The organism is Streptomyces coeruleorubidus (assembly GCF_028885415.1).
Lineage (GTDB): Bacteria > Actinomycetota > Actinomycetes > Streptomycetales > Streptomycetaceae > Streptomyces > Streptomyces coeruleorubidus_A.
Window position 1 is genome coordinate 5011447 of sequence record NZ_CP118527.1, and the last position, 25760, is coordinate 5037206.

A 25760-nucleotide genomic window follows, 5' to 3' on the forward strand; every position below is an offset into this window, starting at 1 on the left:
GTCGTTCCGGTCCGCACACCGGGTACCCCCGAGGGGAACACCCATGCGGTGACGGCCCGTTCTATCCCTCCAGGAACGCCGTCAACGCGTTCGCGAGCAGGAACGGGTCGTCGGCTCCGCACAGTTCGCGCGCGCTGTGCATCGACAGGATGGCCACGCCGATGTCGACGGTCCTGATGCCGTGCCGGGCTGCGGTGATCGGGCCGATCGTGGTGCCGCAGGGCATGGAGTTGTTGGAGACGAAGGACTGGAAGGGCACGTCGGCCGCCTCGCAGGCCGCCGTGAACTCCGCGCGTCCCGAACCGTCCGTGGCGTAGCGGTTGTTGACGTTGACCTTGAGGATCGGGCCGCCGTTGACGCGCGGGTGGTGCGTCGGGTCGTGCCGCTCCGCGTAGTTGGGGTGCACGGCGTGGCCGGTGTCGGAGGACAGGCAGACCGTGCCGGCGAAGGCGCGGGCCCGGTCCTCGTAGGAGCCGCCGCGGGCGAACACCGAGCGCTCCAGCACGTTGCCGAGCAGCGGTCCGTCCGCGCCCGTGTCCGACTGGGAGCCGTTCTCCTCGTGGTCGAAGGCGGCCAGGACGGGGATGGACGTCGGCTGGGAGGCGCCGGAGGCCACGGCTGCGAGGGCCGCCGTGCCGGCGTGCACGGACAGCAGGTTGTCCATGCGCGGGCCGGCCAGCAGTTCGCGGTCGCGGCCCAGGTAGGCGGGCGGTTCCACGGAGTGCGTCATCAGGTCCCAGCCGGTGACCTCGCCCGCGGGGATGCCGGCCGTCTCCTCCAGGAAGGCGATCAGGTCGCCGTCGCGCACGTCGTTGCCCAGGCCCCAGACCGGCTGCATGTGCCGCTGCTTGTCGAGCTTGAGGCCGTCGGCCGTCACCGAGCGGTCCAGGTGGATGGCGAGCTGCGGGACGCGCAGCAGCGGCCGGTCGATGTTGACCAGGCGCGTCGAGCCGTCGCGCAGGGTCAGCCGGCCCGCGAGGCCCAGGTCGCGGTCCAGCCAGGAGTTGAGCAGCGGTCCGCCGTAGATCTCCACGGCCACCTGGCGCCAGCCGTGCGCCCCGCTGTCGGGGAGCGGCTTGACGCGCAGGTTGGGGGAGTCGGTGTGGGCGCCGACGATCCGGAACGGCGTGTGCGGTGCGGCGCCCTCCGGCACGTACCAGGCGACGATCGCGCCGCCGCGCAGCACGTACTTGCCGCCCTTCGTCCCGTCCCAGGCGTCCGTCTCCGCGACCTGCCTGAAGCCTGCCTTCTCCAGCCGTTCGGCAGCTGTGGCCACGGCGTGGTACGGCGACGGGCTCGCCGCCAGGAAGGTCATGAGGTCGTCGGTGTGGCCGCGGTCGAAGCGGGCTGGTTCGGTCATGCCTTCACCTTAACGACGGACGAGGGCCCGTTCCCGGGGTAGGGGAACAGGCCCTCGAACAGAGGACGTGAGGATCAGAACGCGGCCTCGTCCAGCTCCATCAGGTCCAGCTCGACACCCTCGGCGACCTTGCGGGCCAGGGTGACGCCCGGCAGGACGTTGGCGGCGAAGAACTTGGCCGCGGCGATCTTGCCGGTGTAGAAGGCCTTGTCCTTGGCGGAGGCGGTCTCCAGCTTCTCGGCGGCGATCGCGGCGCCCTTGAGCAGCAGGTAACCGACGACGACGTCACCGGAGGCCATCAGCAGGCGGGTGGTGTTCAGCCCGACCTTGTAGATGTTCTTGACGTCCTGCTCGGTGGCCGCGAGGTCGGTGAGCATCAGGCCGACGATGGCCTCCAGCTCGACCGCGGCCTTGGCGAGGTGCTCGCGGGCCCCGGCCAGCTCCTCGCCGCCCGTGCCGAGGGCCAGGAACTTCTTGATGTCCTCGGCGAGGGAGTTCAGCGCGGCGCCCTGGTTGCGGACGATCTTCCGGAAGAAGAAGTCCTGGCCCTGGATCGCCGTGGTGCCCTCGTAGAGGGTGTCGATCTTGGAGTCCCGGATGTACTGCTCGATCGGGTACTCCTGGAGGAAGCCGGAGCCGCCGAAGGTCTGCAGCGACTGGGCGAGCTGCTCGTAGCCCTTCTCGGAACCGTAGCCCTTGACGATGGGCAGGAGCAGGTCGTTCAGCGCGTGCTCGGTGGCGGCGTCCTCGCCGGCGGCCTCCTTGATCTGGATCGCGTCCTGGATCGAGGCGGTGTACATCACCAGGGCGCGCATGCCCTCCGCGTACGCCTTCTGCGTCATGAGCGAGCGGCGCACGTCGGGGTGGTGGGTGATGGTGACCTTGGGCGCGGTCTTGTCCATGAAGTTCGCCAGGTCCGGGCCCTGGACGCGCTCCTTGGCGTACTCCAGCGCGTTCAGGTAGCCGGTCGACAGCGTGGAGATCGCCTTCGTGCCGACCATCATGCGGGCGAACTCGATGATGCGGAACATCTGGCGGATGCCGTCGTGCTTGTCGCCGATCAGCCAGCCCTTGGCGGGGTGCTGGTCGCCGAACGTCATCTCGCAGGTGTTGGAGGCCTTCAGGCCCATCTTGTGCTCGACGTTCGTGGCGTAGACGCCGTTGCGCTCGCCCAGCTCGCCGGTCTCGAAGTCGAAGAGGTACTTCGGGACGAGGAAGAGCGACAGGCCCTTGGTGCCGGGGCCGGCGCCCTCGGGACGCGCGAGCACGTAGTGGAGGATGTTCTCCGACATGTCGTGCTCACCGGAGGTGATGAAGCGCTTCACGCCCTCGATGTGCCAGGAGCCGTCCTCCTGCTGCACGGCCTTGGTGCGGCCGGCGCCCACGTCGGAGCCCGCGTCGGGCTCGGTGAGCACCATCGTGGAGCCCCACTGCTTCTCCGTGGCGACCTTCGCTATGTGCTTCTGGACCTCGTTGCCCTCCTCGAAGAGGATGCCGGCGAAGGCCGGGCCCGAGGAGTACATCCACACGGCCGGGTTGGCGCCCAGGATCAGCTCGGCGTAGGCCCAGATCAGGGAGCGGGGCGAGGTGGTGCCGCCGATCTCCTCGGGCAGGCCGAGGCGCCAGTACTCGGAGTCCATGAAGGCCTGGTAGCTCTTCTTGAAGGACGCGGGGACCGGCGCGGTGTTGGTCTCCGGGTCGAAGACCGGCGGGTTGCGGTCGGCGTCGATGAAGGACTCGGCCAGCTCGTTCTCCGAGAGGCGGGTCAGCTCCTCCAGGATGCTCTTCGCGGTCTCGACGTCCATCTCCTCGAACGGACCGGTGCCGTACACCTTGTCGCGCCCGAGTACTTCGAAGAGGTTGAACTCGATGTCACGGAGATTCGACTTGTAGTGCCCCATGGCGACGGCTCCCGGCTCCCTAGAGAGATCGGCGAGGCACTGGATCCTCGCGCTAGTTCACGTACCAACAAGTAGCTACGATGATGCTACCCGCCAGTAATAAGACGCAACCCCATCCGGTCATCTGTGACAGGTCACACCGGAACGGTCAAGGCCGCGGTGTAGCCGTCCCCCGCAGTGCCCGTCATCGTCGCCAGCTGCCGGTCGTGGCCGTCGCTGAAGATGCCGTCGTCCTCCAGGGAGAGACTGCTCAGGTTCCGCACGCTGTCGCCGTAGCCGTCCGTGGCGTACACCGCGTCGCAGACGTCCTTCGGGAAGGCGAGCTGCGAGGTGTTCGTGATCGACGTGGCGGCGGTGGCGTCGGCCAGGCTGCCGTAGATCTCGAAGTGGACGTGCGGCCAGCGGCCCGGGTAGCAGCCGGGGAAGACGCTCGTGAACGTGACCTGGCCCTTCTCGTCCGTCTCCTGGACGCCCCGCAGGTAGTTCTCCTCGGTGACGCCCTCGGAGTACAGGGAGTAGGCGCCCTCCCGGTCGCAGTGCCACACGTAGACGGCGGCGCCCTGCTTCGGGGTGCCGCAGCCGGAGGCCGCGTCCACCACCGTCAGCGTGAGCGTCAGGGGTACGCCCTCGGCGGTGCCGTCGGCGAAGTCGCCGAAGCTCCGCGTGATGTCGCTGCGGACGACGCCGCTCTCCTTCAGGACGTTCACACCGTTCGAGCCGTCGCCGGGGAAGGGGCCGGCCGTCTCCTCGGGGATCTCCGCGCACCCGGCGGACGAGGAGGAAGGGGAGGAAGGGGAGGGGGACGCCGTGGTCTTCTCCTCCTCCGTCGTGCAGCCCACCAGCGGGACCAGGCTCGCGCCCGCCATCAGCCGGATCATCCGGCGGCGGGCGAGGACGGGCAGGTCGTAGGAGAGGCCTCTGTCGTGCTCGTGCGGGCCCTCGTCATGGCGTCCGTTCATGGTGTGACGCTACGAGCGGCGGGCGCCGCGATCCACAGAGCCGGCGCTGTCAAGTCGCTGTCGGTTTGCCGGGCCCGCCGTACCGGCCCGATCGCCCGGCCGCTCTCGGTACTCTTGCGCTCATGTACGGCTACGACCAGACAGCGGGCCCGCAAGGGCAGTACGCCCCTCCGCAGCAGCCGATGTCCGGCGGATACGGACAGCAGCCGCCGCTGTACCCCGAGCCGTCCCCGCCCTCCCTGACGGACGCGGTGCGCGCGTTCACCACCGGGCAGATGGCCGCCGAGGACTTCCAGCAGGTCTTCGCGACGTCGAAGGTCTACTGCCCGCGCGGCGACAACCCCGGTTTCCTCGCCCTGCACAACACCCAGCAGCCGGTGATCCCGATGTTCAGCACGCTCAAGGAGCTGCGCCGGTACGCGGGCAAGGAGTCCAAGTACTTCGTGATCACCGGCGCCGAGGTCCTGGACCTGCTGCCGACCGGCTACGGCTTCGTGCTGGACATGGAGGGCGAGCACCGCATGGTGTTCGACGCGAAGGCCGTCGAGCAGATGGTCGAGTTCGCGATGCGCCGGATGTACGGCTAGCCGCCCTTTGCTTCACAGGCGGTGGCTGGCCCTACTTCACTTCGGCAGGCGTAGCGCCAGGCCGTCCAGGACGACTTCCAGGCCGTAGGCGAACTTGTCGTCGCGGAGCCGGGCGGGGTCGGCGGCCTGGGCGGCGGTCGTGGCTTCGGCGGCCGCCAGGTGGTCGTAGCCGGCGGAGACCTGCCGTGCCGTGGGCAGCAGACGGGCGACGAACTCCGACTCGGTCTCGCCGGAGCGGGCGACCGTGGTGAGCCAGGCGGCCTCCGTGGTGGACATGCCGATGACGTACGAGAAGACCGCGTCGATCGCACGGCTCGGCTCGGGGAACCCCGCCGCGGTGAACAGGGCCGCGAGGCGCTCCGAGAAGGTCATGTAGTTGGGCCCGAGGTAGGCGAGCCCGGCCTGGCCCAGGACCAGGGGCAGCCAGGGGTGCCGTAGGGCCGTCGTACGGAAGGACCCCGCGGCCTCGGTCACCGCCGCGCGCCAGTCGGGGCTGTCGGCCGGCGGGACGTGGATCTCGGCGGTGACCTCGTCCACCGCGAGCTCCATCAGCTCGTCCTTCGTGGCGACGTGCCGGTACAGCGAGGTCGCGCCGGCGTTCAGTCGGGCGCCGAGCTTGCGCATGCTGAGCGCCTCGATGCCGTCCGCGTCGAGCATGGCGATCGCCTCGCGGACGATCGCCTCCCGGCTGAGCGCGGGCTGGTCGGCGCGGCGCTGCTCGCGGGCCCATACGGACGGGATCGGGTTCTTGTCCGTCGTCTTGCTGCGGCTCATCTGCTCCTCCTGCTGGACTTTCCGCATCCTCGTGCGAACAGCGTGCGCAGTCAGCGTACAGGACTCAAGTGTTGCGCACATTGTTCCGCTGTGCGTACAGTGTGCGCATCGAAGGAACGCTGTTCGCAGGAGGGGACTGGAATGGACGCTCGCAATCCACGCCGCTGGTGGATCCTGATCGTGCTGTGCCTGAGCACGCTCGTGCTGGTTGTGGACAACATGGCGCTCACGGTCGCGGTGCCCGCGCTGACCGAGGACATCGGGGCGAGCGCCCAGGACACGCAGTGGATCCTCGACTCCTACATCCTGGTCTTCGCCGGGCTGCTGCTGACCTCGGGAAGCCTGGGAGACCGCTTCGGGCGCCGGAAGGTGATGCTGATCGGCCTGCTGCTGTTCGGGGCGGCCTCGCTGGGGGCGGTGTTCTGCGCCAGTCCGGGTGAGCTGATCGCGGTGCGGATCGCGATGGGGGTCGGCGGGGCGCTGATCATGCCGTCGACACTGTCGATCCTGATCACCGTCTTCGACGAGGGCGAGCGGCCCAAGGCGATGGCGGCGTGGGGTTCGGTGTCGATGCTGGGGCTGGTCGGCAGCCCGGTCCTCGGCGGTGTGCTGATCGACCACTTCGCCTGGCAGGCGATCTTCCTGATCAACGTGCCGATCGTCGCGCTGGCGCTGCTGGCCGGGGTGCTGCTGATGCCGGAGTCGAAGGCGCCCTGGCAGAAGCCGGATCCGCTGGGCGCGGTGCTGTCGGCGGTGGGCATGACGGCCCTGGTGTGGTGGATCATCGAGATCCCGCAGCACGGCGCGTTCGGCGGCCGTTCGCTCCTCGTCCTCGCCGTCGCGGTGGTCGCCCTGGCCGGCTTCGTGATCTGGGAGAACGTCACCCGCTCGCCGATGGTCCCGCTGGTCCTCTTCAAGCACCGCAACTTCAGCGGGGGTTCGCTCTCCCTGGCGCTCGTCCAGATCGGCAACGCCGGTCTGCTGCTGGTCCTGACCCAGTACCTCCAGTTCGTCCTCGGCTACTCGGCCGTCAAGGCGGGCCTGGCCTTCCTGCCGCTGGCCGTGGCCGCGCTGGCCGGCAACGCGGCCGGGGCGCAGCTCGCCGTGAAGATCGGCAACCGGATCGTCATCCTCGCCGGGATGCTGCTGATGGCCGCCTCCTTCGGACTGCTGACCACGCTCAGCGCCGACAGCGGCTTCACGGTGCCGGCCGTGGCGCTGGGGATCCTGGGCCTGGGCGCCGGTCTGGCGATGCCGGCCGCGGTGGCCGCGCTGATGGGCACCATCCCGGAGGAGAAGGCGGGCGTCGGCTCGGCCCTCAACGACACCATCCAGCAGTCCGGCACCGCCCTCGGCATCGCCATCCTCGGCTCGCTGCTCTCCGGTGGTTACGCGGACGAGATGCCGACCGGCGCTCCCGAGCAGGCCAGGGAGTCCATCGGCGGGGCGCTGGCCGTCGCCGGGGGCGACGCGGGCCTGGTGCTGGCGGCCCGCGAGGCCTTCACGGCCTCGATGTCGACGACCTTCGCGATCAGCGCGGTCGGTGTCCTGGCCGCGGCGGTCGTCGCCACGCTGGTGATGCGGGACCGCAAGCCCGAGCCCGCCCGGGCCGGGAACGAGGAGCCCGAGCTGGTCGCCTGACGCGGACGTACGAAGGCCGGCACCCCGATCGCGGGGGTGCCGGCCTTTCGCCGTGCCGGTGTCCCGTGGTTCGCTGCGCCGTCGCCCGGGAATGCCCTCCCGGTTTTCTCTGTTTGGGGTAGCAGAAAGTTCAACGCTCAACTAAAGTGGGCGTACACGAGGAGGAACCGACATGCCTGCTGTGACCGCCGAGAACCCGTTGACGTTGCCCCGCGTGACCGCGCCGACCGACGCCGTGGCACGTCCCGTGCTCGCCGTCACGACCGCTCCGAGCGGTTTCGAGGGCGAGGGCTTCCCGGTGCGCCGGGCGTTCGCGGGGATCAACTACCGCCACCTCGACCCGTTCATCATGATGGACCAGATGGGTGAGGTGGAGTACGCGCCGGGCGAGCCCAAGGGCACTCCCTGGCACCCGCACCGCGGCTTCGAGACCGTCACGTACATCATCGACGGGATCTTCGACCACCAGGACTCCAACGGCGGCGGCGGCACCATCACCAACGGGGACACCCAGTGGATGACCGCGGGCTCGGGACTGCTGCACATCGAGGCGCCACCGGAGCATCTGGTCATGTCGGGCGGGCTCTTCCACGGCCTCCAGCTGTGGGTGAACCTCCCGGCCAAGGACAAGATGATGGCCCCGCGCTACCAGGACATCCGCGGCGGCTCGGTCCAGCTGCTCAGCACCCCGGACGGCGGCGCGCTGCTGCGTGTCATCGCCGGTGAGCTGGACGGGCACCAGGGCCCCGGCATCACGCACACGCCGATCACGATGATCCACGCGACGCTGGCGCCGGGCGCGGAGCTGACCCTGCCGTGGCGCGAGGACTTCAACGGGCTGGCGTACGTCCTGGCCGGGCGCGGCAGCGTCGGCGCCGAGCGCCGGCCGGTCCACATGGGTCAGACCGCCGTCTTCGGCGCCGGATCCTCGCTGACCGTCCGCGCGGACGAGAAGCAGGACTCCCACACGCCGGACCTGGAGGTCGTCCTGCTCGGCGGGCAGCCGATCCGTGAGCCCATGGCCCACTACGGCCCGTTCGTGATGAACACCAAGGAAGAACTCATGCAGGCCTTCGAGGACTTCCAGAAGGGCCGGCTGGGGACGGTCCCGGCGGTGCACGGAATGACCGCGAGCGGACCGCAGGACTGACACCGGCGTTGGCTCTCACGATGAGACAGCCCCGTCTGCAGCGCAGACGGGGCTGACGTGTGGGCCGTGGATCACGGCAACGAGGCAGCCAACACGGGGCTTTTCTGCGGCGGTTGAGGAATTGCCCTTGTATCAAAGGACGTAGCCGACGATGAGCCATCTTGAGTTGAACGACGAACTTTATGATTGAACCGTCAAATTTATTCCGTCGTCGGCGACTTGCCACCTTGCTCTGAGCAGCAGAAACTGTAAATGATGACGTAGAGCCCACCGCTGGTCCGACTCTGCGCCGCCCCTACCGAGCACGAACTGAACCAAGGGGCTGAGCCGGTGGAGAACAAACTGCAAATCCTCCTCACCGAAGAGGACGCGGAAGCCGAACGCGTCGCGGAGCTGACCGGCTACCTGCGCGAGGAACTTCTCGATCTCGACGTGGACGACGTCACGGCGCTCACCAGCGGGGAGGTCCCTCCCGGAGCGCGGGCGGTGGACGTCACTGAGATCGGTGCCCTCCTGGTGTCCCTGGGCAGCTCGGCAACCGCCCTGAGCCAGGTGCTGACCGTGGTCCGGTCGTGGCTGGGCCGGCGCCATGACACACACCCGTCCTTGCACCTGCAGCTGGGCGACGACGTCTTGGAGGTGTCCGAGGCGACCGACGATCAGGTCGCGGAGGCGTTCAAGATCTTCCTCCAGCGCCATTCCACGGCTGGAGCCGAGCCATGACGGAATCCAGACACGCGCTGATCATCGCCAACGACCGGTACGCCGACCAGGGGCTCAAGAAGCTCAGGGCGCCTGCCCAGGACGCCGCGGCCCTCGAGAGGGTGCTGCGCGACCCGCAGATCGGCGACTTCGAGGTGGAGGTCGTGCACAACGCATCGGCCGACCTCATGCGCAGGCGCATCCAGGGCTTCTTCAACGACCGCAGCCGCGCCGACACGCTCCTGCTGCACTTCTCCTGCCACGGCCTCAAGAGCGAGTCCGGCGAGCTGTACTTCGCCGCGAGCGACACCGAGCCCCCGTTGCTGGCCGCCACGGCCGTCCCCTCCCAGTTCGTCCGCGGCTGCATGTCCGGCACCCGGGCGGGCCGCACCGTCCTGTTCCTCGACTGCTGCTACGGCGGCGCCTTCTCCCGGGGCTCGTCCTCTGTGCGCGCTTCCGGAGAGGTCAACGTCCTCGAGTCGTTCGCGAAGGACGAGCCGGCCAGTGGGCGGGGCTGGGCCGTCATCACGGCGTCCGACTCCATGGAGTACGCCTTCGAGGGCAACCAACTCGCCGAGAACTCCGGTCCGCGGCCTTCGGTGTTCACGCACGCGGTGGTCGAGGGCCTGGAGACCGGCGAGGCCGACCTCGACGTGGACGGGAAAGTATCCCTCGACGACCTGTACGAGTACGTCTACAGACACGTACGGGAGCAGAACCCCCATCAGACGCCGAAGAAGGCGGCGGAGCTGCACGGGGAGCTGCATCTGGCGCACAGTCGGCGTGGCCGCATCAAGATCGTCGCCGTTCCCTCGCCGCCCTCCCTGCAGGCGGCCATGAACAGCGACGACGTCCTTAAACGGCAGGGCGCCGTGCTGGAGTTGCGCAGACGACTGCGGCACACGGAGCTGCCCGTGGCGGAAGGAGCGCGTCAGCACTTGGAGGAGGTCGCGCGCAACGACATCCAGCAGATCGCCGATCTGGCGTCCGACGTCTTGAGTGAGATCCGCCTGACACCGTCCCCCGACCACCTGGACTTCGGCCTGATACCGAAGGGCTCGACCCCCCAGAAGCGGTCCGTGACCATGCACGGCCCACTGCTCGCCCGTCACTGCGTGGCCCAGCCCACACAGTCGTGGCTGCGGGTCGATCCGATCCGGAGCGGTCTGGAGGTCCACGTCGACACGGCCGCCGAGGGGCACCTGTCCGGCGACATCGTGCTGAAGGGTGTGGCCGACGAGTCAGTGATCCACGTGGAGGCGGTGGTAGGCCCGGCACACGAGCCCGGAGGCGGGCCCTCGCACGGCTCCACGAGGACGACGCATGGATCGGACCGCAAGCGGGACACGGCGATCGTCGAGCCCCCGCGCATCCCGCCCCCACCCGAGAAGCCGCCCCCGACCACTGCACACCAGACGCGAAGGGACCAGTCGTCCCCGTCCCGACGCGCTCCCGCCCTTGCCGGTGCCGCCCTCGCCCTCGCCGGCACGGCGGTCGTCACGCTCGTACTGGGCCTCCAGGCGGCGGTGGTGGCCGTCATGGAACGGGGCGACGAAGGGGTGCACGGCAACATCGAGGAGAACATCCGCGAGCACGGAGCGCTCACACCGCTCACCGTGTGTCTGATCGCCGGTGCGGTGGCGCTGGTCGTCGGCGCGTTCGCCCGGCACGATCTGGGCGCACGGCGGGAGCAGTACACGAGACAGGCGGCGAGCGGTACGCACACACTGACCTCGATCGCGAAGGGTCTGGCGATCCCGGCGCTGGTCCTCGCCGTCCTCGCGGGCATCACCTACCTGGTGGGCAGCTCTCATTGGTGACTGCCTCAGCAGCCGGGTGACCTGAACCGGCGACCGGGCCAGCGGCGCTGACGCCCCGTCACCCGAGCGGGCCTTTCCGGCGGGACGGCCCGCCCCGGGCATGGTCGGGTGGAGGCGTGCAGGACTCCGACCCGACCGCTCCCGGCCCCAGGCCGCTCCTCCCGGACCCCCTGCGGCGTCTCGCCGCCTGGTGCGCGCTCCTCCTGCTCGTGTCCGGGGTCGTCTACGTCGGGATCCGGCTGTGCGACGAGTTCCGGACCGCCGTCGTGCCCGTGTTGCTCGCGCTGCTCGGGACGGCCCTGCTCGGGCCCCTGCACCGGCGGCTGGTGAGGGCCGGGGTGCAGCGGTCGGTCGCGGCCGGGCTCACGTGTGTCGCGGTGGTGGCCGTGGTCGGCGGGGCCGTGTACATCGTGGTCGCCGCGCTCATCGACACGGGCGACGAGATCGTCGCCTCGCTCAAGCAGGCCGCGCGGGGCATCTCCGAGTACTTCGGGGCGGCCGGGACCTCGCTGGAGGACCTGGCCTCCAACGCCCGGGAGCTCCTGGGCAAGTTCGGCGGCTCGGCCGCCTCGGGTGTGATCAGCGGGGTCAGCGTGGTCGGCGAGACCATCGCCATGGCCGTGCTCGCGCTGCTGCTCGTCTTCTTCTTCCTGCGCGACTCCGACAAGGCCGCCGGGACGCTGCGGGCCCTGTCCCCGCGTGGCTCGGCCGAAACCCTGGAGGCCATGGCGCGGCGGGCCTTCCAGGCCGTCGAGGGCTTCATGCGCGGCACCACCTTCATCGCCCTCATCGACGCGCTGTGCATCACCGTCGGACTGCTCGTCCTCGACGTGCCCGGGGCGGCCGGGCTGGGGGCGCTGGTCTTCGTCGGCGCTTACATTCCCTACCTCGGCGCCTTCATCTCGGGAGCCGTGGCCGTGCTGGTCGCGCTCGCCGACCGGGGGTTCGTCATCGCGCTGTGGGTGCTCGGGGTGGTGCTCGCGGTGCAGGTGCTGGAAGGGCATGTGCTCCAGCCGATGATCCAGAGCCGGACCGTGCAGATGCACCCGGCGGTGGTGATGGTGGCGATCACGGCCGGGGCGTCGGTGGCCGGTGTCCTCGGGATGCTGCTCGCCGTGCCGCTCACCGCCGCCGCCTTCGGCGTCCTCCAGTCGTGACCCGCTACGGCTGCCACGACCCGTCGCCCGAGCCGTCCACGGACTCGTAGAGCTCGAACCAGATGCTCTTGCCCTCGCCGCGCGGGTCCACCCCCCAGGCGTGCGCGAGCAGCTCCATCAGCACCAGGCCACGCCCGGAGGACGCCAGCTCCCCGGGCCTGCGCTTGTGCGGCAGGTCGTCGCCGGCGTCGGTGACCTCGATCCGCAGCCGCCGCTCACCCACCCCGCCGGTGATCTCGGCGACGAGCAGCGCGTCGGAGTCGGTGTGCACGAGCACGTTCGTCAGCATCTCGGACAGCAGCAGCACCGCAGAGTCGACCTGGTCGGGGGAGGACCAGTCGTGCAGCAGCTCGCGCAGCTGCTGCCGGGCCACCGCGACCCGCTCGGGCTCGGCCTGCGCGACCGTCAGCACCGTGCGCCGCACGGGGGCCCGCACGATCACGGTGTCGCCGCAGCCGCAGCCCTCGCCCTCCCGGCACAGCAGAAGCAGCGCGATGTCGTCCTCGCGACGGTCGGCCAGCGGGCCGGTGGTGTGGTGCGACGACGGCCCGTGCACGGCCTGCACCAGGGTGTCGGCGAGTTCCTCCAGATCGCCCTTGTGGTCCTCCAGGATCGCGCGCAGCCGCCGCCAGCCGGAGTCCAGGTCGTGGCCGCCGGTCTCGATCAGGCCGTCCGTGCAGATCAGCATGGTCTCGCCGGGCTCAAGGGCGAGCCGGGTCGTGGGGTAGTCGGCGTCCGGGTCGATGCCCAGCGGCAGCCCGCCCGACGTGGGCCGCGTCAGCACCGTGCCGTCGGCCATCCGGATCGCCGGGTCCGGATGGCCGGCCCGGGCGATGTCCAGCACGCCGGTCGCCGGGTCGACCTCGACGTACACACAGGTCGCGAAGCGCGGGTCGGCGGGGTCCTCGTCGCTGATGCCGTGCAGGAAGCGGGAGGCGCGGGAGAGGACGGCGTCGGGGCGGTGGCCCTCGGAGGCGTAGGCGCGCAGGGCGATGCGGAGCTGGCCCATCAGGCCCGCCGCGCGTACGTCATGGCCCTGGACGTCCCCGATGACCAGCGAGAACCGTCCACTGGGCAGCGGAATCACGTCGTACCAGTCGCCGCCGACCTGGAGGCCGCCGCCGGTGGGGACGTAGCGGGCGGCGACGCTCATGCCCGGGATGCGCTGCGGGCCGAGCCTCGGCAGCATCGTGCGCTGGAGCCCGTCGGTCAGCGCCCGCTCGCTCTCGGCCACGCCCGCCCGGGTCAGCGCCTGTGCCAGCATCCGCGCCACGGTGGCCAGCACGGACCGCTCGTCCGGTGTGAAGGCGACCGGGTAGGCGAAGGCCGCCATCCACGCACCCATCGTGCGGCCGGCCACGGTCAGCGGCAGGAACGCCCAGGACCTCCGGCCGAAGCGCTCGGCGAGCGGCCAGGTCAGCGGGTAGCGGGCCTTGTACTGCTCGGGGGAGGACAGGTACACCGCCCGGCCGGTCCGCACGACCTCGGCGGCCGGGTAGTCCGTGTCCAGCGGCATGTCGGAGAACGGGCTGTCGTCGCCCTGCTGCTGCCCGTGGTGCCCGATGATCGTCAGCCGGTCGCCCTCCACGCCGAACACCGCAAGCCCGTCCGGCGAGAAGCCCGGCATCGACAGATTGGCCGTGACCCGCAGGACCTCCTGCGTGGAGCGCGCCTCGGCCAGCGCCCGGCCCGCGTCCAGCAGGAACGCCTCCCGGGAGCGTCGCCAGTCACCGGTGACCGCGCTGCGCCCGGCCGGGGTGCCCGGCGTGGGCTCGGTGACCTCCTGGAGGGTGCCGATCAGCCGGTACGCCTTGCGGGCCCGGTCGAAGGACGGCTTGGAGCGGCTGCGGACGATCCGGACGATGCGGCCCTGCTCGTCCATGATCCGGATCCGTACCTCGGCGAGGGTGCCCTCGGCGACGGCGAGCTGGATCACGCCGGTGATCTCGTTCCAGTCGACCGGATGCAGCCGGGCCCGGGCCTGGGCCTCCGTAAGGCTGACTTGTTCCGCGGGCAGCCCGAGCAACCGTGCCGCCTCGGCGTCGACCGTGACCAGCCCGGTGGCGGTGTCCCAGTGCCACAGGCCGGTCGCGAGGGCTGCGAGAGCCTCCCCCACGGCGGGCAAGGGCTCGCCAGTGCGCATTGACCTACTTTAAGAAGAGGCGATCGAACACTGCCACGCGAAGAGGGAAGTGTGCTCGATCGTTAACTGAGGAGAGCCGATCTTCGCCTGCCCGGTACGCTGGGGACCAGTTTCACGTGAAACACAGACCCCGATCAGCGAAGACTGGATGAACGACGATGCATCGGTACAGGTCCCACACCTGCGGCGAGCTCCGCGCCTCTGACGTCGACACCGACGTCCGGCTGAGTGGCTGGCTGCACAATCGGCGCGACCTGGGCGGCATCCTCTTCATCGATCTGCGCGACCACTACGGCATCACGCAGCTCGTGGCCCGTCCCGGCACCCCCGCCTACGAGGCCCTCGACAAGCTCTCCAAGGAATCGACCGTCCGCGTCGACGGCAAGGTCGTCTCCCGGGGCGCCGAGAACATCAACCCCGAGCTGCCGACCGGTGAGGTCGAGGTCGAGGTCGGCGAGGTCGAGCTGCTCGGCGCGGCCGCCCCGCTGCCGTTCACGATCAACGCCGAGGACGGGGTCAACGAGGAGCGGCGTCTGGAGTACCGCTTCCTGGACCTGCGCCGCGAGCGCATGCACCGCAACATCATGCTGCGCACGGCGGTCATCTCGGCGATCCGCCACAAGATGACGGCCCTCGGCTTCAACGAGATGGCGACGCCGATCCTCTCCGCGACCTCCCCCGAGGGCGCCCGCGACTTCGTCGTCCCGTCCCGCCTGCACCCGGGCAAGTTCTACGCCCTTCCCCAGGCGCCCCAGCAGTTCAAGCAGCTGCTGATGATCTCCGGGTTCGACCGGTACTTCCAGATCGCGCCCTGCTTCCGTGACGAGGACGCGCGCGCCGACCGCTCGCCCGGCGAGTTCTACCAGCTCGACATCGAGATGAGCTTCGTCGAGCAGGAAGACGTCTTCCGGCCCGTCGAGAAGCTGATGACCGAGCTGTTCGAGGAGTTCGGCGGTGGCCGCCACGTCACCTCGCCGTTCCCGCGGATCCCGTTCCGCGAGGCGATGCTGAAGTACGGCTCCGACAAGCCCGACCTGCGCGCCCAGCTCGAACTCGTCGACATCACCGACATCTTCGAGGGCTCGGAGTTCAAGGCCTTCGCCGGCAAGCACGTCCGCGCCCTGCCGGTGCCGGACGTCTCCGCGCAGCCCCGCAAGTTCTTCGACCAGCTCGGCGACTACGCCGTCTCGCAGGGCGCCAAGGGCCTGGCCTGGGTCCGGGTCGCCGAGGACGGCTCCCTCTCCGGCCCGATCGCGAAGTTCCTCACCGAGGAGAACGTCGCCGAGCTGACCAAGCGCCTGTCCCTGGCGGCCGGCCACGCCGTGTTCTTCGGCGCGGGTGAGTTCGACGAGGTCTCCAAGATCATGGGCGCGGTGCGGGTGGAAGCCGCCAAGCGTGCCGGGCACTTCGAGGAGAACGTCTTCCGCTTCTGCTGGATCGTCGACTTCCCGATGTACGAGAAGGACGAGGAGACCGGCGCGATCGACTTCTCGCACAACCCCTTCTCCATGCCGCAGGGCGGCCTGGAGGCCTTGGAGACCCAGGACCCGCTGGACATCCTCGGCTGGCAGTACGACATCGTCTGCAACGGCGTCGAGCTGTCCTCCGGCGCGATCCGGAACCACGAGCCGGAGATCATGCTCAAGGCCTTCGAGATCGCCGGGTACGACCGCGAGACGGTCGAGGAGAAGTTCGCCGGCATGCTGCGCGCCTTCCGCTTCGGCGCCCCGCCGCACGGCGGCATCGCGCCCGGCGTCGACCGCATTGTCATGCTGCTCGCCGACGAGCCGAACATCCGCGAGACCATCGCCTTCCCGCTCAACGGCAACGCCCAGGACCTGATGATGGGCGCGCCGACGGAGCTGGAGGAGGCGCGGCTGAAGGAGCTGCACCTGTCGGTGCGCAAGCCGCAGCCCAAGTAGTCGCGGCAGCGTCAGCGGCCCGGAACCGGCGTCGGTTCCGGGCCGCTTTCGTGTGTGCACAGCAACCCACAGGTTCCTCTGGGGGTGACGTACCCGTCGCGGAGCTGAACCCTCATATGACCCACCCTGCTCGATTCGCCTCCAAGGCCACGGGAAAGTTGCCATCATGGTGTGTCGGCCATCACACAGTGATTTTTCGGGGGCGGAGTGACGGCGCATGACCTGGATGAATCCGATCCGGGACGTCCGGGCGGGACTGCTGTGCAGGCAAGTGGGCAGCTCGGGCATCTCGCTGAGCGGGTCGCCGCGCTGGCCGACCGTGCCGGCGCCGACGGCGCCGCCCGCTTGATTCGCCATGTGAACCGGCCGGCCTCGGCAGCCGCCCGCGTGTGTGTCGTGGGCGGCATGAACGTGGGCAAGTCGTCACTCATCAATCAACTGGCCGGCGCCCGCTGCCTGCCTGTGTCGATCCACCCCACCTCCTCGGCCGTGCCCACACTCGTCCGGGCCTCGGAGCACCCCGCCGGCGCCGTGGACGCCCTGGAGGGGCCCCTGCGTGTCGTCAGCGCCGGCCCTGACGCGTCCTGGTTGGCCGACGCCGGGCTGGAACTGGTGGAGACCCCCAACTGGGACGCATGGTCTCTTGTCCGGGGCGGCGATCACTCCGGTCGGAGCGAACATCGGGTCGGCGATCTCCTGGCCTCTGCCGTCAGCGGCTGCGATGTGATCGTGATCGTCACTTCGGCCCCCAGAGCCCTGCCCGCCTCCGACGTGTCCAGGCTGAAGGCACTGGCCGGACAGCCACACTGCCCGCCCCTCCTCGTCGTCGTCACCAGACTCGACGAGATGGAGACCGCCGCCGAGGCGGATGACGTCATGCGGCGTGTCCGGCACCAAGTGGCACTCACCGCCGCCGACGCCCACGTCCTGGCGGGACCCGGGCGGCTCGGGGAGGAGAGCGAGGAGAGGCTGGAACACTGCCGCACCGTGCTGGCAGTGCTCGGTACCACGCACCGGCGGACCGGTATGCGCGCCCGGCGTCGGGCCCAGCTCCTCCTCGCCACCTGTGAACTGATCTCCAGCGCGGCGGAGCGCGCCATGGCAGCCGAGGCAGGGCCGGACGATCCGGCACGGACCAGCGCCGCCGCGGCATGGCAGGCCGCACGCACCACCGCTCTGGTGAACTGGATATCGCTGTCCGCCGCACTGGACGAGCGGCGTGACGAACTGCTGGGCCGGATCACCGCTGAGTCCGACCACCTGCGAGCGCTGTGCCTGAGACGGCTGGCGCGTGAGCTGTCCCAGGGCCAGGACGCCCGGGAGTTCGTACGGCTGCGCGTCATACCCGAGGTCGCAGTGGCGCTGCAGAAGGTCGAAGGGCGGATCACAAAACAGGTCGAACAGGCCCTCGAAGCCGACGCACAGTGGCTGCAGGAGGCGCTGGCCGCCCACCGACCCGCCGCGGAGCTGCTGTCCGGCATACCGGAGCAGCGCACCACTGGGCCGGTACCTGATGGCCGTCCGTCCGTGTGGGTGGACAGGGGCAGCCGAACCGACGCAGATGACCGGAACAAGGCCGACCCGTCGAAGCGGTCGGCCGCTACTGGTGGCTCCTCCTTCATCCCGGAGCTCGTCGGGGCAGGCGTGCAGGCCCTGCTGGGCTCCCTGGTCCCGGACGCCGTGGCCGGCCTGATGGGGGCCGCGGGCACGGCCCTGGCGGGCGACGCGTTCGCACGCGGCCGGGAACAGGCGCTGGACGCCACGATCAACGACCTGCAACGGGCTGTCGATGCCGGCTTCGCCGAGCACCTGACAACCGTGGCCCGACGGCTCGACCGGCTCTACGCACGGCTCGAAGCGCGCGCCAGGGAAGGCGACGAGCAGTGGTGGCGGGTCAACGGGGCCGCCTTCGCGGCACGACCGGATTCGCGCGGCCACTGGTTGACGCTGCTGGAGGAGTCCAGGGCGCTGCGCCGGTCGGTCAGGGAGCTGGTGACAACCTGGGATGAGGTGTGATGGAGCAGGAAACTCCGCAACGTCAGAGCGGAACTCAGGGGGAGTTCGACAACTGGAGTTCCCGCATGGGTTCGTTGCAGGAGCTCTACCAGCGGATCAGGGGGGTCTCCGAGCAAACGGCGGGCCTGATGGGGACGGACACCCGGGAGCAGGGCACGATCCGGCTCGAGAGCACGCGCAGTGTCTTCGAGCGCGAGACGTTCCGGATGATGGTCCTCGGCGAGTTCAGCAGCGGCAAGAGCACGCTGATCAACGCCATGCTGGGCAAGCGACTGCTGCCGACGAAGGCCAATCCCACGACCGCCTTCACCACCTTGCTGCGCTGGGGCGAGAACGAGCAGGCCGAGCTCTACCGTGACATGGACCGCCGAGAGTCCACCGTGGTCAGCACGGAGAAGTTCCAGGAGGAGGTGGCCCTGCAGATCGATGCCGAAGGCGCGTCCCGTGAGCCCTCGTTCTCCCTCGCCGTCGTCTCCCAGCCGCTGGAACTGCTGGGGCGCTGGGTCGAGATCGTCGACTCGGCGGGCGTGAACGAGAACCCCTCGCGCGAGCAGGTCACGTTGAGCTTCCTGGAGGAGGTCGACGCGATCGTCTATGTCACCGATGCGTCCCGGCCCTTCACGCTCCACGAGACCGAGAACTATCTGGAGCAGGTCTACGCCCTCGGCCACCGGGACATCTTCTACGTCGTCAACCGCTTCGACCTGATCGACGAGGACGAGCAGGACGAAGTGATGAGGCGCTGCCGCAACGAGGTGGCCAAACTGGAGCGCCGCCTGGCGGGGCAGGCGCACAACGAGGTGCACTTCGTCAGCGCACGGGATGCGCTGCGGGCCCGCCTCGCGGGCGATGAAGCCGCAGTCGAGCGGTCGGGGCTCACGGCTCTGCAGAAGTCCCTGGAACTCTTCTGTCTGCGCGACGCGGCCCGGGTGAAGTTCGTGCGGCTCGCCGAGTATCTGCGGCAGACCGCGATCCGCCTGCGCAAGCACTTGCAGAACCAGAGCGGGGGTCTCGCCAGAACGACCCAGGAACTTCGGGAAGTGCTCAACAGCGCCGAGGCCAGCCGGGAACAGCTGCAGCAGGACGAGTCGAAGATCCGGCGCATCGTCGAAGCCTGGGTCACTGAGGTGGAAAAGGATGTCAAGGCGGAGTTCTCGGCCCACCTGGTCAAGTTGAGCGCGCAACTGCCCGGCTGGGACGTGAAAGGCCCCGGCCTGCTGGATCGTGCGGGACGTGTGATCACTCCCGGGGGCCGCGACGCCATTGCCAACCAGATCATCGACGGGTACACGAGCGCGCTGCAACGCCGTATGCAGGTGTTCTGCTCGGTGGACCTGGAGGAGGTCGTCCAAGAGCACCAGGCCCGGCTGCTGGAGCGGCTGACACCCCTGATCCGCGAGTACGAGAGCGCGCTGGAAGAGATACGCGCCCGCCTGACCGGCGTCAGTGAGGACCGCCAGGCCGACCAGCTGCTGTACGGGTTGGCGCTGTCGGCCAGTCGTGGAGGGTTCGGGGGCACCATGCCGTTTTCCATGCCGTTCCGGTTCCGGCCCGGTGAGGTCACGGCACTGGCCGCGGGGGTCGGCGCCGCAGGGGCCGGTGGACTGGCCCTGGCCGGTGCCAGCGGGGCGCTCAGCCTCGGATTCGCCGTTCCTCCGGTGGGCATCGCGCTGGCCGTCGGTGCCGCGCTCGGCCCGGTGCTCGGGGCGGTCTCCCTCGCCGTCTCGAGCGGCAAGCTGCGGGCCAAAGTGGCCAACCACATCGCGGAGCAGCTGAAGCAGTCCGCCGGCCACATCGCGCAACAGTACGTGCGCAACCGCGTCGCCGATCTTCGCGCCGTGTGGAACGGAGTTGCGAACTCTCTGACGGAACGACTCAACGAAGTCATCGCCGACATCGAGCGCAGCATCGATCAGTCGCGCCTCGACGAGCAGGAGAAGCAGGCCAAACGCGACGAGCTGTACCGCTACGAACAGGAGCTGACGAACATCGAGGTCGCCATCGGGGAGTTCCTGCGCCCGTACGTTGCCGAGGCCGCCTGACGGACGAGGCGCCGCACGGCGCAGGACTTCCAGGCAGTGGCTCGGAACCGGCGTCGGTTCCGAGCCACTTTCGCACCCAGGGCTCTCACCCAGCTCTCACCCAGGCTCCTGACAGGCGGGCTCCCTAGTTTCCCTTCCCATGACGGAACAGGAAACGGCCCAAGGGCCTGAACACAAACGCGATCTGACACGGCGTAAGGTCATCGCCGCGGGCGCCGGAGCGGTGGTGGCGGCGGGTGTCGGCGGTACGTTCGCGGCGGGCGCGTTCGCCGGGGAGGAGACGCGAGCCGCCAAGGGGACGGCCGCCGGGGGCTCCGGTGAGGTCTGCTACAGGCTGACCTCCGAAACCACCGAGGGCCCCTACTACATCGACGCCGACAAGCTCCGCCGGGACGTCACCGAGGACCAGGAGGGCATCCCGCTCACCCTGCGCCTCAAGGTGATCGACTCCGAGACCTGCAAGCCCCTCGCGAACGCCGCCGTCGACATCTGGCACTGCAACGCGCTGGGTGCGTACTCGGGGTACGAGGCGATGGGCAGCGGTGGAGGCGGCGGGGGCGGTACGCCGCCCTCGGGCACACCGACCGGCACGCCCACGGGTGCGCCCCCGGACGGTGGTGGTGGCGGTGGGGGACACCAGGAGCCCACCGACGACGAGCGCTATCTGCGCGGCACCTGGCGGACTGACAAGCGGGGACTCGTCGAGTTCCGTACGGTCTTCCCCGGCTGGTACCAGGGCCGCTGCGTGCACATCCACACCAAGGTGCATGTGAACGGCACGTGGACCGACGCCGGTTACGAGGGCGGCACGACCTGCCACACCGGTCAGCTCTTCTTCGACGAGGAGTCCGTGCTGGCCTCCGCCGAGGTCGAGCCGTACTCCACGAACACCACGACCCGCACCACCCTCGACGAGGACACCATCTACCCCGGCAACGGCACCGAGGGCGGGCTGCTGAAGCTCCAGTACACGAAGAACGCCATCGCCAAGGGCGTCGTCGCCACCCTCACCATGGGCGTCGACCCCGAGGCGACGCACGACGGCACGGAGGGCTCGGTCCAGCCGGGGGCGTCGGCTTCCGCGGGCTGATGGATGGACGCGTGTGGGGTGGACACGTACGGCCGTCCGCCCCGCATTCACATACATGTACTTCTGCTCAATCCGTTGACCCGGAAGATGAGCCTCCATAAAGTCCCTCCGAGAACGCGTACGTGACTGCTGTTCACGTATGTGCACAGCGAGGGAGACAACGATGTCAGACACCGCGACACCCATACCCGAGGCAGAGCAGCGTGCGGTCGGCAAGTTCCTGCGCCGCATGCTGCCGATCCTGGTCCTGATGCTGCTGGTCAACCAGATGGACCGGACGAACGTGGGCTTCGTCCAGAACGAACTGCGGGCCGATGTCGGCGTGAGCGCCACCGCCTACGGACTCGGCGCGGGCCTGTTCTTCATCGGATACGCCCTGTTCGAGGTGCCGAGCAACATGCTCCTGGAGCGGTTCGGCGCCCGGGTCTGGCTGACCCGGATCATGATCACCTGGGGTGCGGTGATCGTGGCGATGTGCTTCATCCACAACGTGTGGATGTTCTACGCCCTGCGCTTCCTGCTCGGTGTCGCGGAGGCCGGCTTCTTCCCCGGTGTGCTCCTCTACTTCACCCAGTGGCTGCCGGACTCCAGCCGGGGCCGGGCCAGTGCGATCTTCCTGGGCGGCTCGGCCACGGCGTACATCGTCACCGGCCCGATCACCGGCGCGCTGCTGGAGCTGCACGGCGCGGGCGGTATCGCGGGCTGGCGGTGGATGTTCGCCCTGGAGGGCGCATTCTCGATCCTGGTCGGCTTCATCGCCGGGTTCTTCCTCGTCTCCCGGATCCAGGACGCGAAGTGGCTGACGCGGGAGGAGAAGGACGCGCTGAGCGAGGCGGTGGCACGGGACAAGGAGGCGCGTGACCGGGCGCCGTCGGTGTCGCGGATGAAACTGATCTTCCACCCCCAGGTCGCCGTCCTGACCGCGGTCTTCTTCGCGATGGCGCTGACCGGCTACGCGATCACGTTCTGGCTGCCGAGTCTGGTGGAGGAGATCGGCGGACTGTCCTCCTTCCAGATCGGTCTGCTGTCGGCGATCCCCTGGATCTGCGCGGTGATCGCGATGTACACGATGAGCCACTTCACCGACCGGGCCCCGGACCGCCGCCCCTACCTGGCGATCGCCCTGATCCTTTCGGCCACCGGCACCTTCCTCGCCACGCTCGGTTCGCCCTGGTTCGGCCTGGCCGCCCTCACCCTCGCCGCGGTCGGCGGCAAGTGCGCGGCCACCCTGTTCTGGCCGATGGCCCAGTCGGGCCTCGACCTGAAGATCGCCGCGCCGGGTCTTGCCCTGGTCAACTCCATCGGAAACCTGGGCGGGTTCGTGTCGCCGACGCTGTTCGGATATCTGAAGGACACGACGGGCAGCACGAACGGGGGGCTGTACACGCTGTCGGCGGCTTCCGTACTGGCGGTGCTGGGCGTGGCCTTCGTACGCCACACCAACAGGGGGCCGCGGGCGGGCGCCGGGGATCGCGCGGGGGTGACGGGGAAGGCGGCTGTGAGGTAGGCGCGCCGACTCGGGGCTGGGGCCCGCTCCTTGTCGCGGTTGCGGGCCCCGGCCTTCAGGAGTTGATCACTCCTCGGCGAACAGGTCCTCCACCGTGGTGGCCGTCAGGGAGCGGTCGAACCAGAGGGTGAGGGTGTCGAGGTCGGTGCAGGAGATGATGCGGTCGCGGGTGTCCTCGGGGACGGGGATACCGCGCTTCTCCAGCACGCTCAAGATGGACTCGGCTTTGCCCTCTGCCTTGCCTTCGGCTTTGCCCTCGGCCTTGCCTTCGGCTTTGCCCTCGGCTTTGCCCTCGGCCTTGCCCTCCAGGTACGTCTCCTCGAAGAGGGTTCCCCTGCCCGGGAAGTAGGTGGCGACCATTTTCTCCAGCTCTCTCCATGTCTCCCGGACCGGAGTGTCCTCCAGCCCGACCTCAAGCCATTCGCACCAGTACTTCGCTGTGGCCTTGTCGAACGACCGCATTCCGCGAGCCAGCATGCCCAGTATGGCGGCGGCGTTTTCACTTTCGCTATGCACGATGGCCGAGAACGTGGCCATGGCCGGTTCCCGGGCCACGACGGACTCGTCGGTGATCTCCGGAACGTTGTCGGGGCCCAGCACGAAAGGACGGGTGCTCTGGGTCGTCCAGGTGCCGACCCGGCACTCGAAGGGGCCGGCCGCCCAGGATGCGGTCGGCCGGTTCTTGCAGACCGCGACGAGCAGCACCGGCAGGTCGAACTTCGCGCGCAGGTACGCCACGTAGTACGACCAGCTGGATCCCTTGCCGCGGGCAGGGGCGGTCTGGGCCTCGACGGCGATGAGGAAGCTGTCCCCTTCGGACGGCTCGACTCTCAGTACCGTGTCCACACGGCGTTCCAGAGGCTTGATCTCCGTGGCGTCAGGGGTGAGCGCCTCGATCGTCGCCTTCGCGGGCGGTGGCAGGCCCAGTGCCTCGAAGACGGGGATGAGTACCTCCGGATGGTCCTGGAAGATCCGGTGTGAGGTCTCATGGGTTGATGTGACCATGTGCGCAAGCTAGGCCCATCAGAGGGCGGCGTGTTCGGCGAACGGGGCTGCGTTCACTCTTTCGAGAGCGGCAAAAACGTTCACGTCGTCGTGCTCGGCGGCCGGCGCAGAAGGTAGCCCGAGACCGGGCCCAGGGACTCGTCGTCCAAGTGGCAGGTGTCCGACCACTTGCGTTGTTCGACAGGGGCCAGCAGGGACTCCACCGTGCAGGACCAGGCCAGCTTGAGGGAGTCGATGGTCCACTCGCTGGGCTGCCAGGGCAGCGAACCCGTCGTGTGGCGGAACTCCTCGGCGAGCCGGTCCACGGGCCACCAGTGGCTGGCCGCCAGTTCGCCGATCAGCGGGCCGTACACCTCCCGCATCTGGGCCCCCTCGATGAGGAAGATGTCATGGCCCGTACGGGACGGCCACGGCTGGTCCACCAGCCGCTTGGCCTGTTCCGCGTGCGTGTCGCGGATCGCCGTCGCCAGGCAGACGTCCACGATCTCGGCGGGCGGCGTGTCCAGCTCTTCCCGGTCGGGCCAGCATCCCTCCCGGTGGTAGTAGGCCAACGACACGAGATCGCGCCATCGCTTCTCGCCGAGCGTCTCGGGCACGGTCGTCCTGTACGCCGCTGCACCCATCGCCGCGTCGTGCAGCACGAAGGCGCAGCCCAGCACGTATGCCTCGGCGGGATTCAGGGTCACCTCGGTACCGCACACGAGTTCGGCCGTCTCCCACAGTGCGTCCACGTGACTGATGTCGTGCACCGTGAAGTCCGGCATGCTGCGCGCGTTCTCCTCGAGAAGCACAGCCGCCTGCTTCCGCAGCTCCGCGTACGACGTGCGCAGTCGTTCCCGCTGTTCGGCGTGGGCGTCGGGCTCGGGGCGCCCGGCGAGGGTGCTCTGCCACAGGGACGTGCTGGTGTAGTCGTGCTCGGGCACCGGGGACACTCACCTCATTGCGGGCAGGAGGAACAACGCGGCGAGCAGCCACATGGTGATCACCGATAGGAGAATGAAGAGCAGGACGTACGTCTCGTACCAGCGCAGGAAGTTGCCGGGGCGAGGGCGCTTGCGGAAGCCGGCCCGACGACCTCGTCGGTGATGTCGCACTCCTCGTTGCGGTAGTCGAGCCAGGCGAGCGCCCCCACCACGATCAGCGTGCCGGTGAAGGCGGCGACCACCGTCGCCAGCGTCAGCAGGCCGATGACTCCGCCACGGGCGGTGGCCGCCGCCAGTTCCCACTTGCGGTAGCCGACGAAGAGGGCGAGGGCCGCGGTGACGAGTGCGGTGGCGAGCGTCTGGTAGATGGCGAGGAACCGGTGGGCGTTCTCGTTCACGGCATGGATCTGCTGCAGGACGTACCGGTAGCGCTCCAGCGCGAACTCGTTCCGGACGGTCACCGCTTCCGGCCGTGCTTCCCCCGACTCGGCCATCGCCCCCACCCGTCTGACCCTTTGTCAGCGAACGTATACCCAAGGCCCGTTCGTCCATCCAGTGTGACGGATGATCACCATGTGCGGCCAGGGGCGGGCCGCGGATCGCCGTTACCGCGCCACGAACTGGGTCAGGATCGCCTGGACCTCGTAGATGTCGACGCCCTTGGTGAAGGTCTTCTCGATGGGGGTCGGGGTGCCGGAGATCCAGATCTTGAGTTCGGCGTCGAGGTCGAAGGTGCCGGCCGTTTCCACCGCGAAGTGGGTGATGCTGCGGTAGGGGACGGAGTGGTACTCCACCTTCTTGCCGGTGATGCCCTGCTTGTCGATCAGGATCAGGCGGCGGTCGGTGAAGAGGATGGTGTCGCGGATGAGGAGGAACGCGGCGTGGACCTGTTCGCCGTGGCCGAGGAGGCGGGCGTAGTCCTGCTGGGCCGATGCCGGGTCGACGGTGTGCGCGTTGCCGAACAGTGCCATGGGAGCCCCCCGGGTGTGTGGCGGCGGCCGGGTGGCCGCCCTCACGCGATCTTCGCAAAGCACGGGGCCCGGGAGAAGGTTCTCGTTCTC

Annotated in this window: 20 protein-coding genes; 11 read left to right on the forward strand and 9 right to left on the reverse strand. The window is 69.3% G+C overall.

What is annotated here, in order from left to right:
- Positions 1–61: 61 nt before the first annotated feature.
- The 3 genes from PV963_RS23310 to PV963_RS23320 all read right to left on the reverse strand — a co-directional run bounded on the left by PV963_RS23310 (position 62) and on the right by PV963_RS23320 (position 4220).
- Complete coding sequence (locus tag PV963_RS23310) at positions 62–1360, reverse strand: M18 family aminopeptidase (RefSeq protein ID WP_274817690.1); 1299 nt, start codon at positions 1358–1360, stop codon at positions 62–64.
- Positions 1361–1434: 74 nt separating this feature from the next.
- On the reverse strand, positions 1435–3261 hold the full coding sequence (locus PV963_RS23315) for an acyl-CoA dehydrogenase (RefSeq protein ID WP_020270442.1): 1827 nt from the start codon (positions 3259–3261) through the stop codon (positions 1435–1437).
- Between the two features lie 134 nt (positions 3262–3395).
- A complete protein-coding gene (locus tag PV963_RS23320) occupies positions 3396–4220 on the reverse strand; it encodes an intradiol ring-cleavage dioxygenase (protein ID WP_274817691.1) in 825 nt (274 codons plus the stop codon).
- A 122-nt stretch (positions 4221–4342) separates the two neighbouring features.
- Between PV963_RS23320 and PV963_RS23325 the strand changes: the two genes are divergently transcribed.
- Positions 4343–4807 carry an SseB family protein gene (locus tag PV963_RS23325; protein ID WP_030846788.1) on the forward strand — a complete coding sequence of 155 codons (465 nt, stop codon included), beginning with the start codon at positions 4343–4345 and terminating at the stop codon, positions 4805–4807.
- 36 nt (positions 4808–4843) lie between these two features.
- Here PV963_RS23325 and PV963_RS23330 read toward each other — a convergent pair whose 3' ends face one another.
- Positions 4844–5581, reverse strand: coding sequence for a TetR/AcrR family transcriptional regulator C-terminal domain-containing protein (locus PV963_RS23330; protein ID WP_274817692.1), 738 nt, complete (start codon positions 5579–5581; stop codon positions 4844–4846).
- A 141-nt stretch (positions 5582–5722) separates the two neighbouring features.
- On the opposite strand from PV963_RS23330, the gene PV963_RS23335 reads away from it, so the two are divergent.
- The 5 genes from PV963_RS23335 to PV963_RS23355 all read left to right on the forward strand — a co-directional run bounded on the left by PV963_RS23335 (position 5723) and on the right by PV963_RS23355 (position 12051).
- Positions 5723–7222, forward strand: coding sequence for an MFS transporter (locus PV963_RS23335; RefSeq protein WP_274817693.1), 1500 nt, complete (start codon positions 5723–5725; stop codon positions 7220–7222).
- Positions 7223–7394: 172 nt separating this feature from the next.
- Positions 7395–8372: a pirin family protein gene (locus tag PV963_RS23340; protein ID WP_274817694.1), complete on the forward strand. Its 978-nt coding sequence runs from the start codon at positions 7395–7397 to the stop codon at positions 8370–8372.
- Positions 8373–8702: 330 nt separating this feature from the next.
- On the forward strand, positions 8703–9095 hold the full coding sequence (locus PV963_RS23345; protein WP_274817695.1) for a hypothetical protein: 393 nt from the start codon (positions 8703–8705) through the stop codon (positions 9093–9095).
- Positions 9092–10894, forward strand: coding sequence for a caspase family protein (locus tag PV963_RS23350; RefSeq protein ID WP_274817696.1), 1803 nt, complete (start codon positions 9092–9094; stop codon positions 10892–10894). Before PV963_RS23345 ends, PV963_RS23350 begins: the two co-directional genes overlap by 4 nt.
- Positions 10895–11010: 116 nt before the next feature.
- Positions 11011–12051, forward strand: a complete 1041-nt coding sequence (locus PV963_RS23355) for an AI-2E family transporter (RefSeq protein WP_274817697.1) — start codon at positions 11011–11013, stop codon at positions 12049–12051.
- A 4-nt stretch (positions 12052–12055) separates the two neighbouring features.
- On the opposite strand, the gene PV963_RS23360 is transcribed toward PV963_RS23355, so the two are convergent.
- On the reverse strand, positions 12056–14194 hold the full coding sequence (locus PV963_RS23360; RefSeq protein WP_274817698.1) for a SpoIIE family protein phosphatase: 2139 nt from the start codon (positions 14192–14194) through the stop codon (positions 12056–12058).
- Between the two features lie 158 nt (positions 14195–14352).
- Here PV963_RS23360 and aspS point away from each other — a divergent pair, with 158 nt between their 5' ends.
- The 5 genes from aspS to PV963_RS23385 all read left to right on the forward strand — a co-directional run bounded on the left by aspS (position 14353) and on the right by PV963_RS23385 (position 22771).
- Complete coding sequence (gene aspS, locus PV963_RS23365) at positions 14353–16116, forward strand: aspartate--tRNA ligase (RefSeq protein ID WP_274817699.1); 1764 nt, start codon at positions 14353–14355, stop codon at positions 16114–16116.
- Between the two features lie 261 nt (positions 16117–16377).
- Positions 16378–18132 carry a dynamin family protein gene (locus PV963_RS23370; RefSeq protein ID WP_274817700.1) on the forward strand — a complete coding sequence of 585 codons (1755 nt, stop codon included), beginning with the start codon at positions 16378–16380 and terminating at the stop codon, positions 18130–18132.
- A 65-nt stretch (positions 18133–18197) separates the two neighbouring features.
- Positions 18198–20174 (forward strand): dynamin family protein, encoded by a 1977-nt coding sequence (locus PV963_RS23375; protein ID WP_274817701.1) that lies wholly within the window; start codon positions 18198–18200, stop codon positions 20172–20174.
- 139 nt (positions 20175–20313) lie between these two features.
- Positions 20314–21264, forward strand: a complete 951-nt coding sequence (locus PV963_RS23380) for an intradiol ring-cleavage dioxygenase (protein WP_274817702.1) — start codon at positions 20314–20316, stop codon at positions 21262–21264.
- Between the two features lie 163 nt (positions 21265–21427).
- On the forward strand, positions 21428–22771 hold the full coding sequence (locus tag PV963_RS23385) for an MFS transporter (protein WP_274817703.1): 1344 nt from the start codon (positions 21428–21430) through the stop codon (positions 22769–22771).
- 66 nt (positions 22772–22837) lie between these two features.
- On the opposite strand, the gene PV963_RS23390 is transcribed toward PV963_RS23385, so the two are convergent.
- From PV963_RS23390 to PV963_RS23405, 4 genes are all read right to left on the reverse strand, one after another.
- On the reverse strand, positions 22838–23776 hold the full coding sequence (locus PV963_RS23390; RefSeq protein ID WP_274817704.1) for a hypothetical protein: 939 nt from the start codon (positions 23774–23776) through the stop codon (positions 22838–22840).
- A gap of 80 nt (positions 23777–23856) precedes the next feature.
- Positions 23857–24699, reverse strand: a complete 843-nt coding sequence (locus PV963_RS23395) for an HD domain-containing protein (protein WP_274817705.1) — start codon at positions 24697–24699, stop codon at positions 23857–23859.
- Positions 24700–24758: 59 nt separating this feature from the next.
- Positions 24759–25193 (reverse strand): hypothetical protein, encoded by a 435-nt coding sequence (locus PV963_RS23400; RefSeq protein ID WP_274817706.1) that lies wholly within the window; start codon positions 25191–25193, stop codon positions 24759–24761.
- A gap of 111 nt (positions 25194–25304) precedes the next feature.
- The gene (locus tag PV963_RS23405; RefSeq protein ID WP_059417055.1) at positions 25305–25670 is read right to left on the reverse strand and encodes a PH domain-containing protein; all 366 of its coding nucleotides are present in this window, start codon (positions 25668–25670) and stop codon (positions 25305–25307) included.
- Between the last annotated feature and the right edge of the window lie 90 nt (positions 25671–25760).

What these genes read in the sequence shown, in the direction of transcription:
- aspS (WP_274817699.1), top strand. Translation starts at nt 14,353, where the DNA reads ATGCATCGGTACAGGTCCCACACCTGCGGCGAGCTCCGCGCCTCTGAC.
- PV963_RS23390 (WP_274817704.1), bottom strand. Translation starts at nt 23,776, where the DNA reads ATGGTCACATCAACCCATGAGACCTCACACCGGATCTTCCAGGACCAT.
- PV963_RS23360 (WP_274817698.1), bottom strand. Translation starts at nt 14,194, where the DNA reads ATGCGCACTGGCGAGCCCTTGCCCGCCGTGGGGGAGGCTCTCGCAGCC.
- PV963_RS23400 (WP_274817706.1), bottom strand. Translation starts at nt 25,193, where the DNA reads ATGGCCGAGTCGGGGGAAGCACGGCCGGAAGCGGTGACCGTCCGGAAC.
- PV963_RS23405 (WP_059417055.1), bottom strand. Translation starts at nt 25,670, where the DNA reads ATGGCACTGTTCGGCAACGCGCACACCGTCGACCCGGCATCGGCCCAG.
- PV963_RS23320 (WP_274817691.1), bottom strand. Translation starts at nt 4,220, where the DNA reads ATGAACGGACGCCATGACGAGGGCCCGCACGAGCACGACAGAGGCCTC.
- PV963_RS23325 (WP_030846788.1), top strand. Translation starts at nt 4,343, where the DNA reads ATGTACGGCTACGACCAGACAGCGGGCCCGCAAGGGCAGTACGCCCCT.
- PV963_RS23375 (WP_274817701.1), top strand. Translation starts at nt 18,198, where the DNA reads ATGGGTTCGTTGCAGGAGCTCTACCAGCGGATCAGGGGGGTCTCCGAG.
- PV963_RS23380 (WP_274817702.1), top strand. Translation starts at nt 20,314, where the DNA reads ATGACGGAACAGGAAACGGCCCAAGGGCCTGAACACAAACGCGATCTG.
- PV963_RS23350 (WP_274817696.1), top strand. Translation starts at nt 9,092, where the DNA reads ATGACGGAATCCAGACACGCGCTGATCATCGCCAACGACCGGTACGCC.
- PV963_RS23315 (WP_020270442.1), bottom strand. Translation starts at nt 3,261, where the DNA reads ATGGGGCACTACAAGTCGAATCTCCGTGACATCGAGTTCAACCTCTTC.
- PV963_RS23310 (WP_274817690.1), bottom strand. Translation starts at nt 1,360, where the DNA reads ATGACCGAACCAGCCCGCTTCGACCGCGGCCACACCGACGACCTCATG.
- PV963_RS23340 (WP_274817694.1), top strand. Translation starts at nt 7,395, where the DNA reads ATGCCTGCTGTGACCGCCGAGAACCCGTTGACGTTGCCCCGCGTGACC.
- PV963_RS23330 (WP_274817692.1), bottom strand. Translation starts at nt 5,581, where the DNA reads ATGAGCCGCAGCAAGACGACGGACAAGAACCCGATCCCGTCCGTATGG.
- PV963_RS23335 (WP_274817693.1), top strand. Translation starts at nt 5,723, where the DNA reads ATGGACGCTCGCAATCCACGCCGCTGGTGGATCCTGATCGTGCTGTGC.
- PV963_RS23385 (WP_274817703.1), top strand. Translation starts at nt 21,428, where the DNA reads ATGTCAGACACCGCGACACCCATACCCGAGGCAGAGCAGCGTGCGGTC.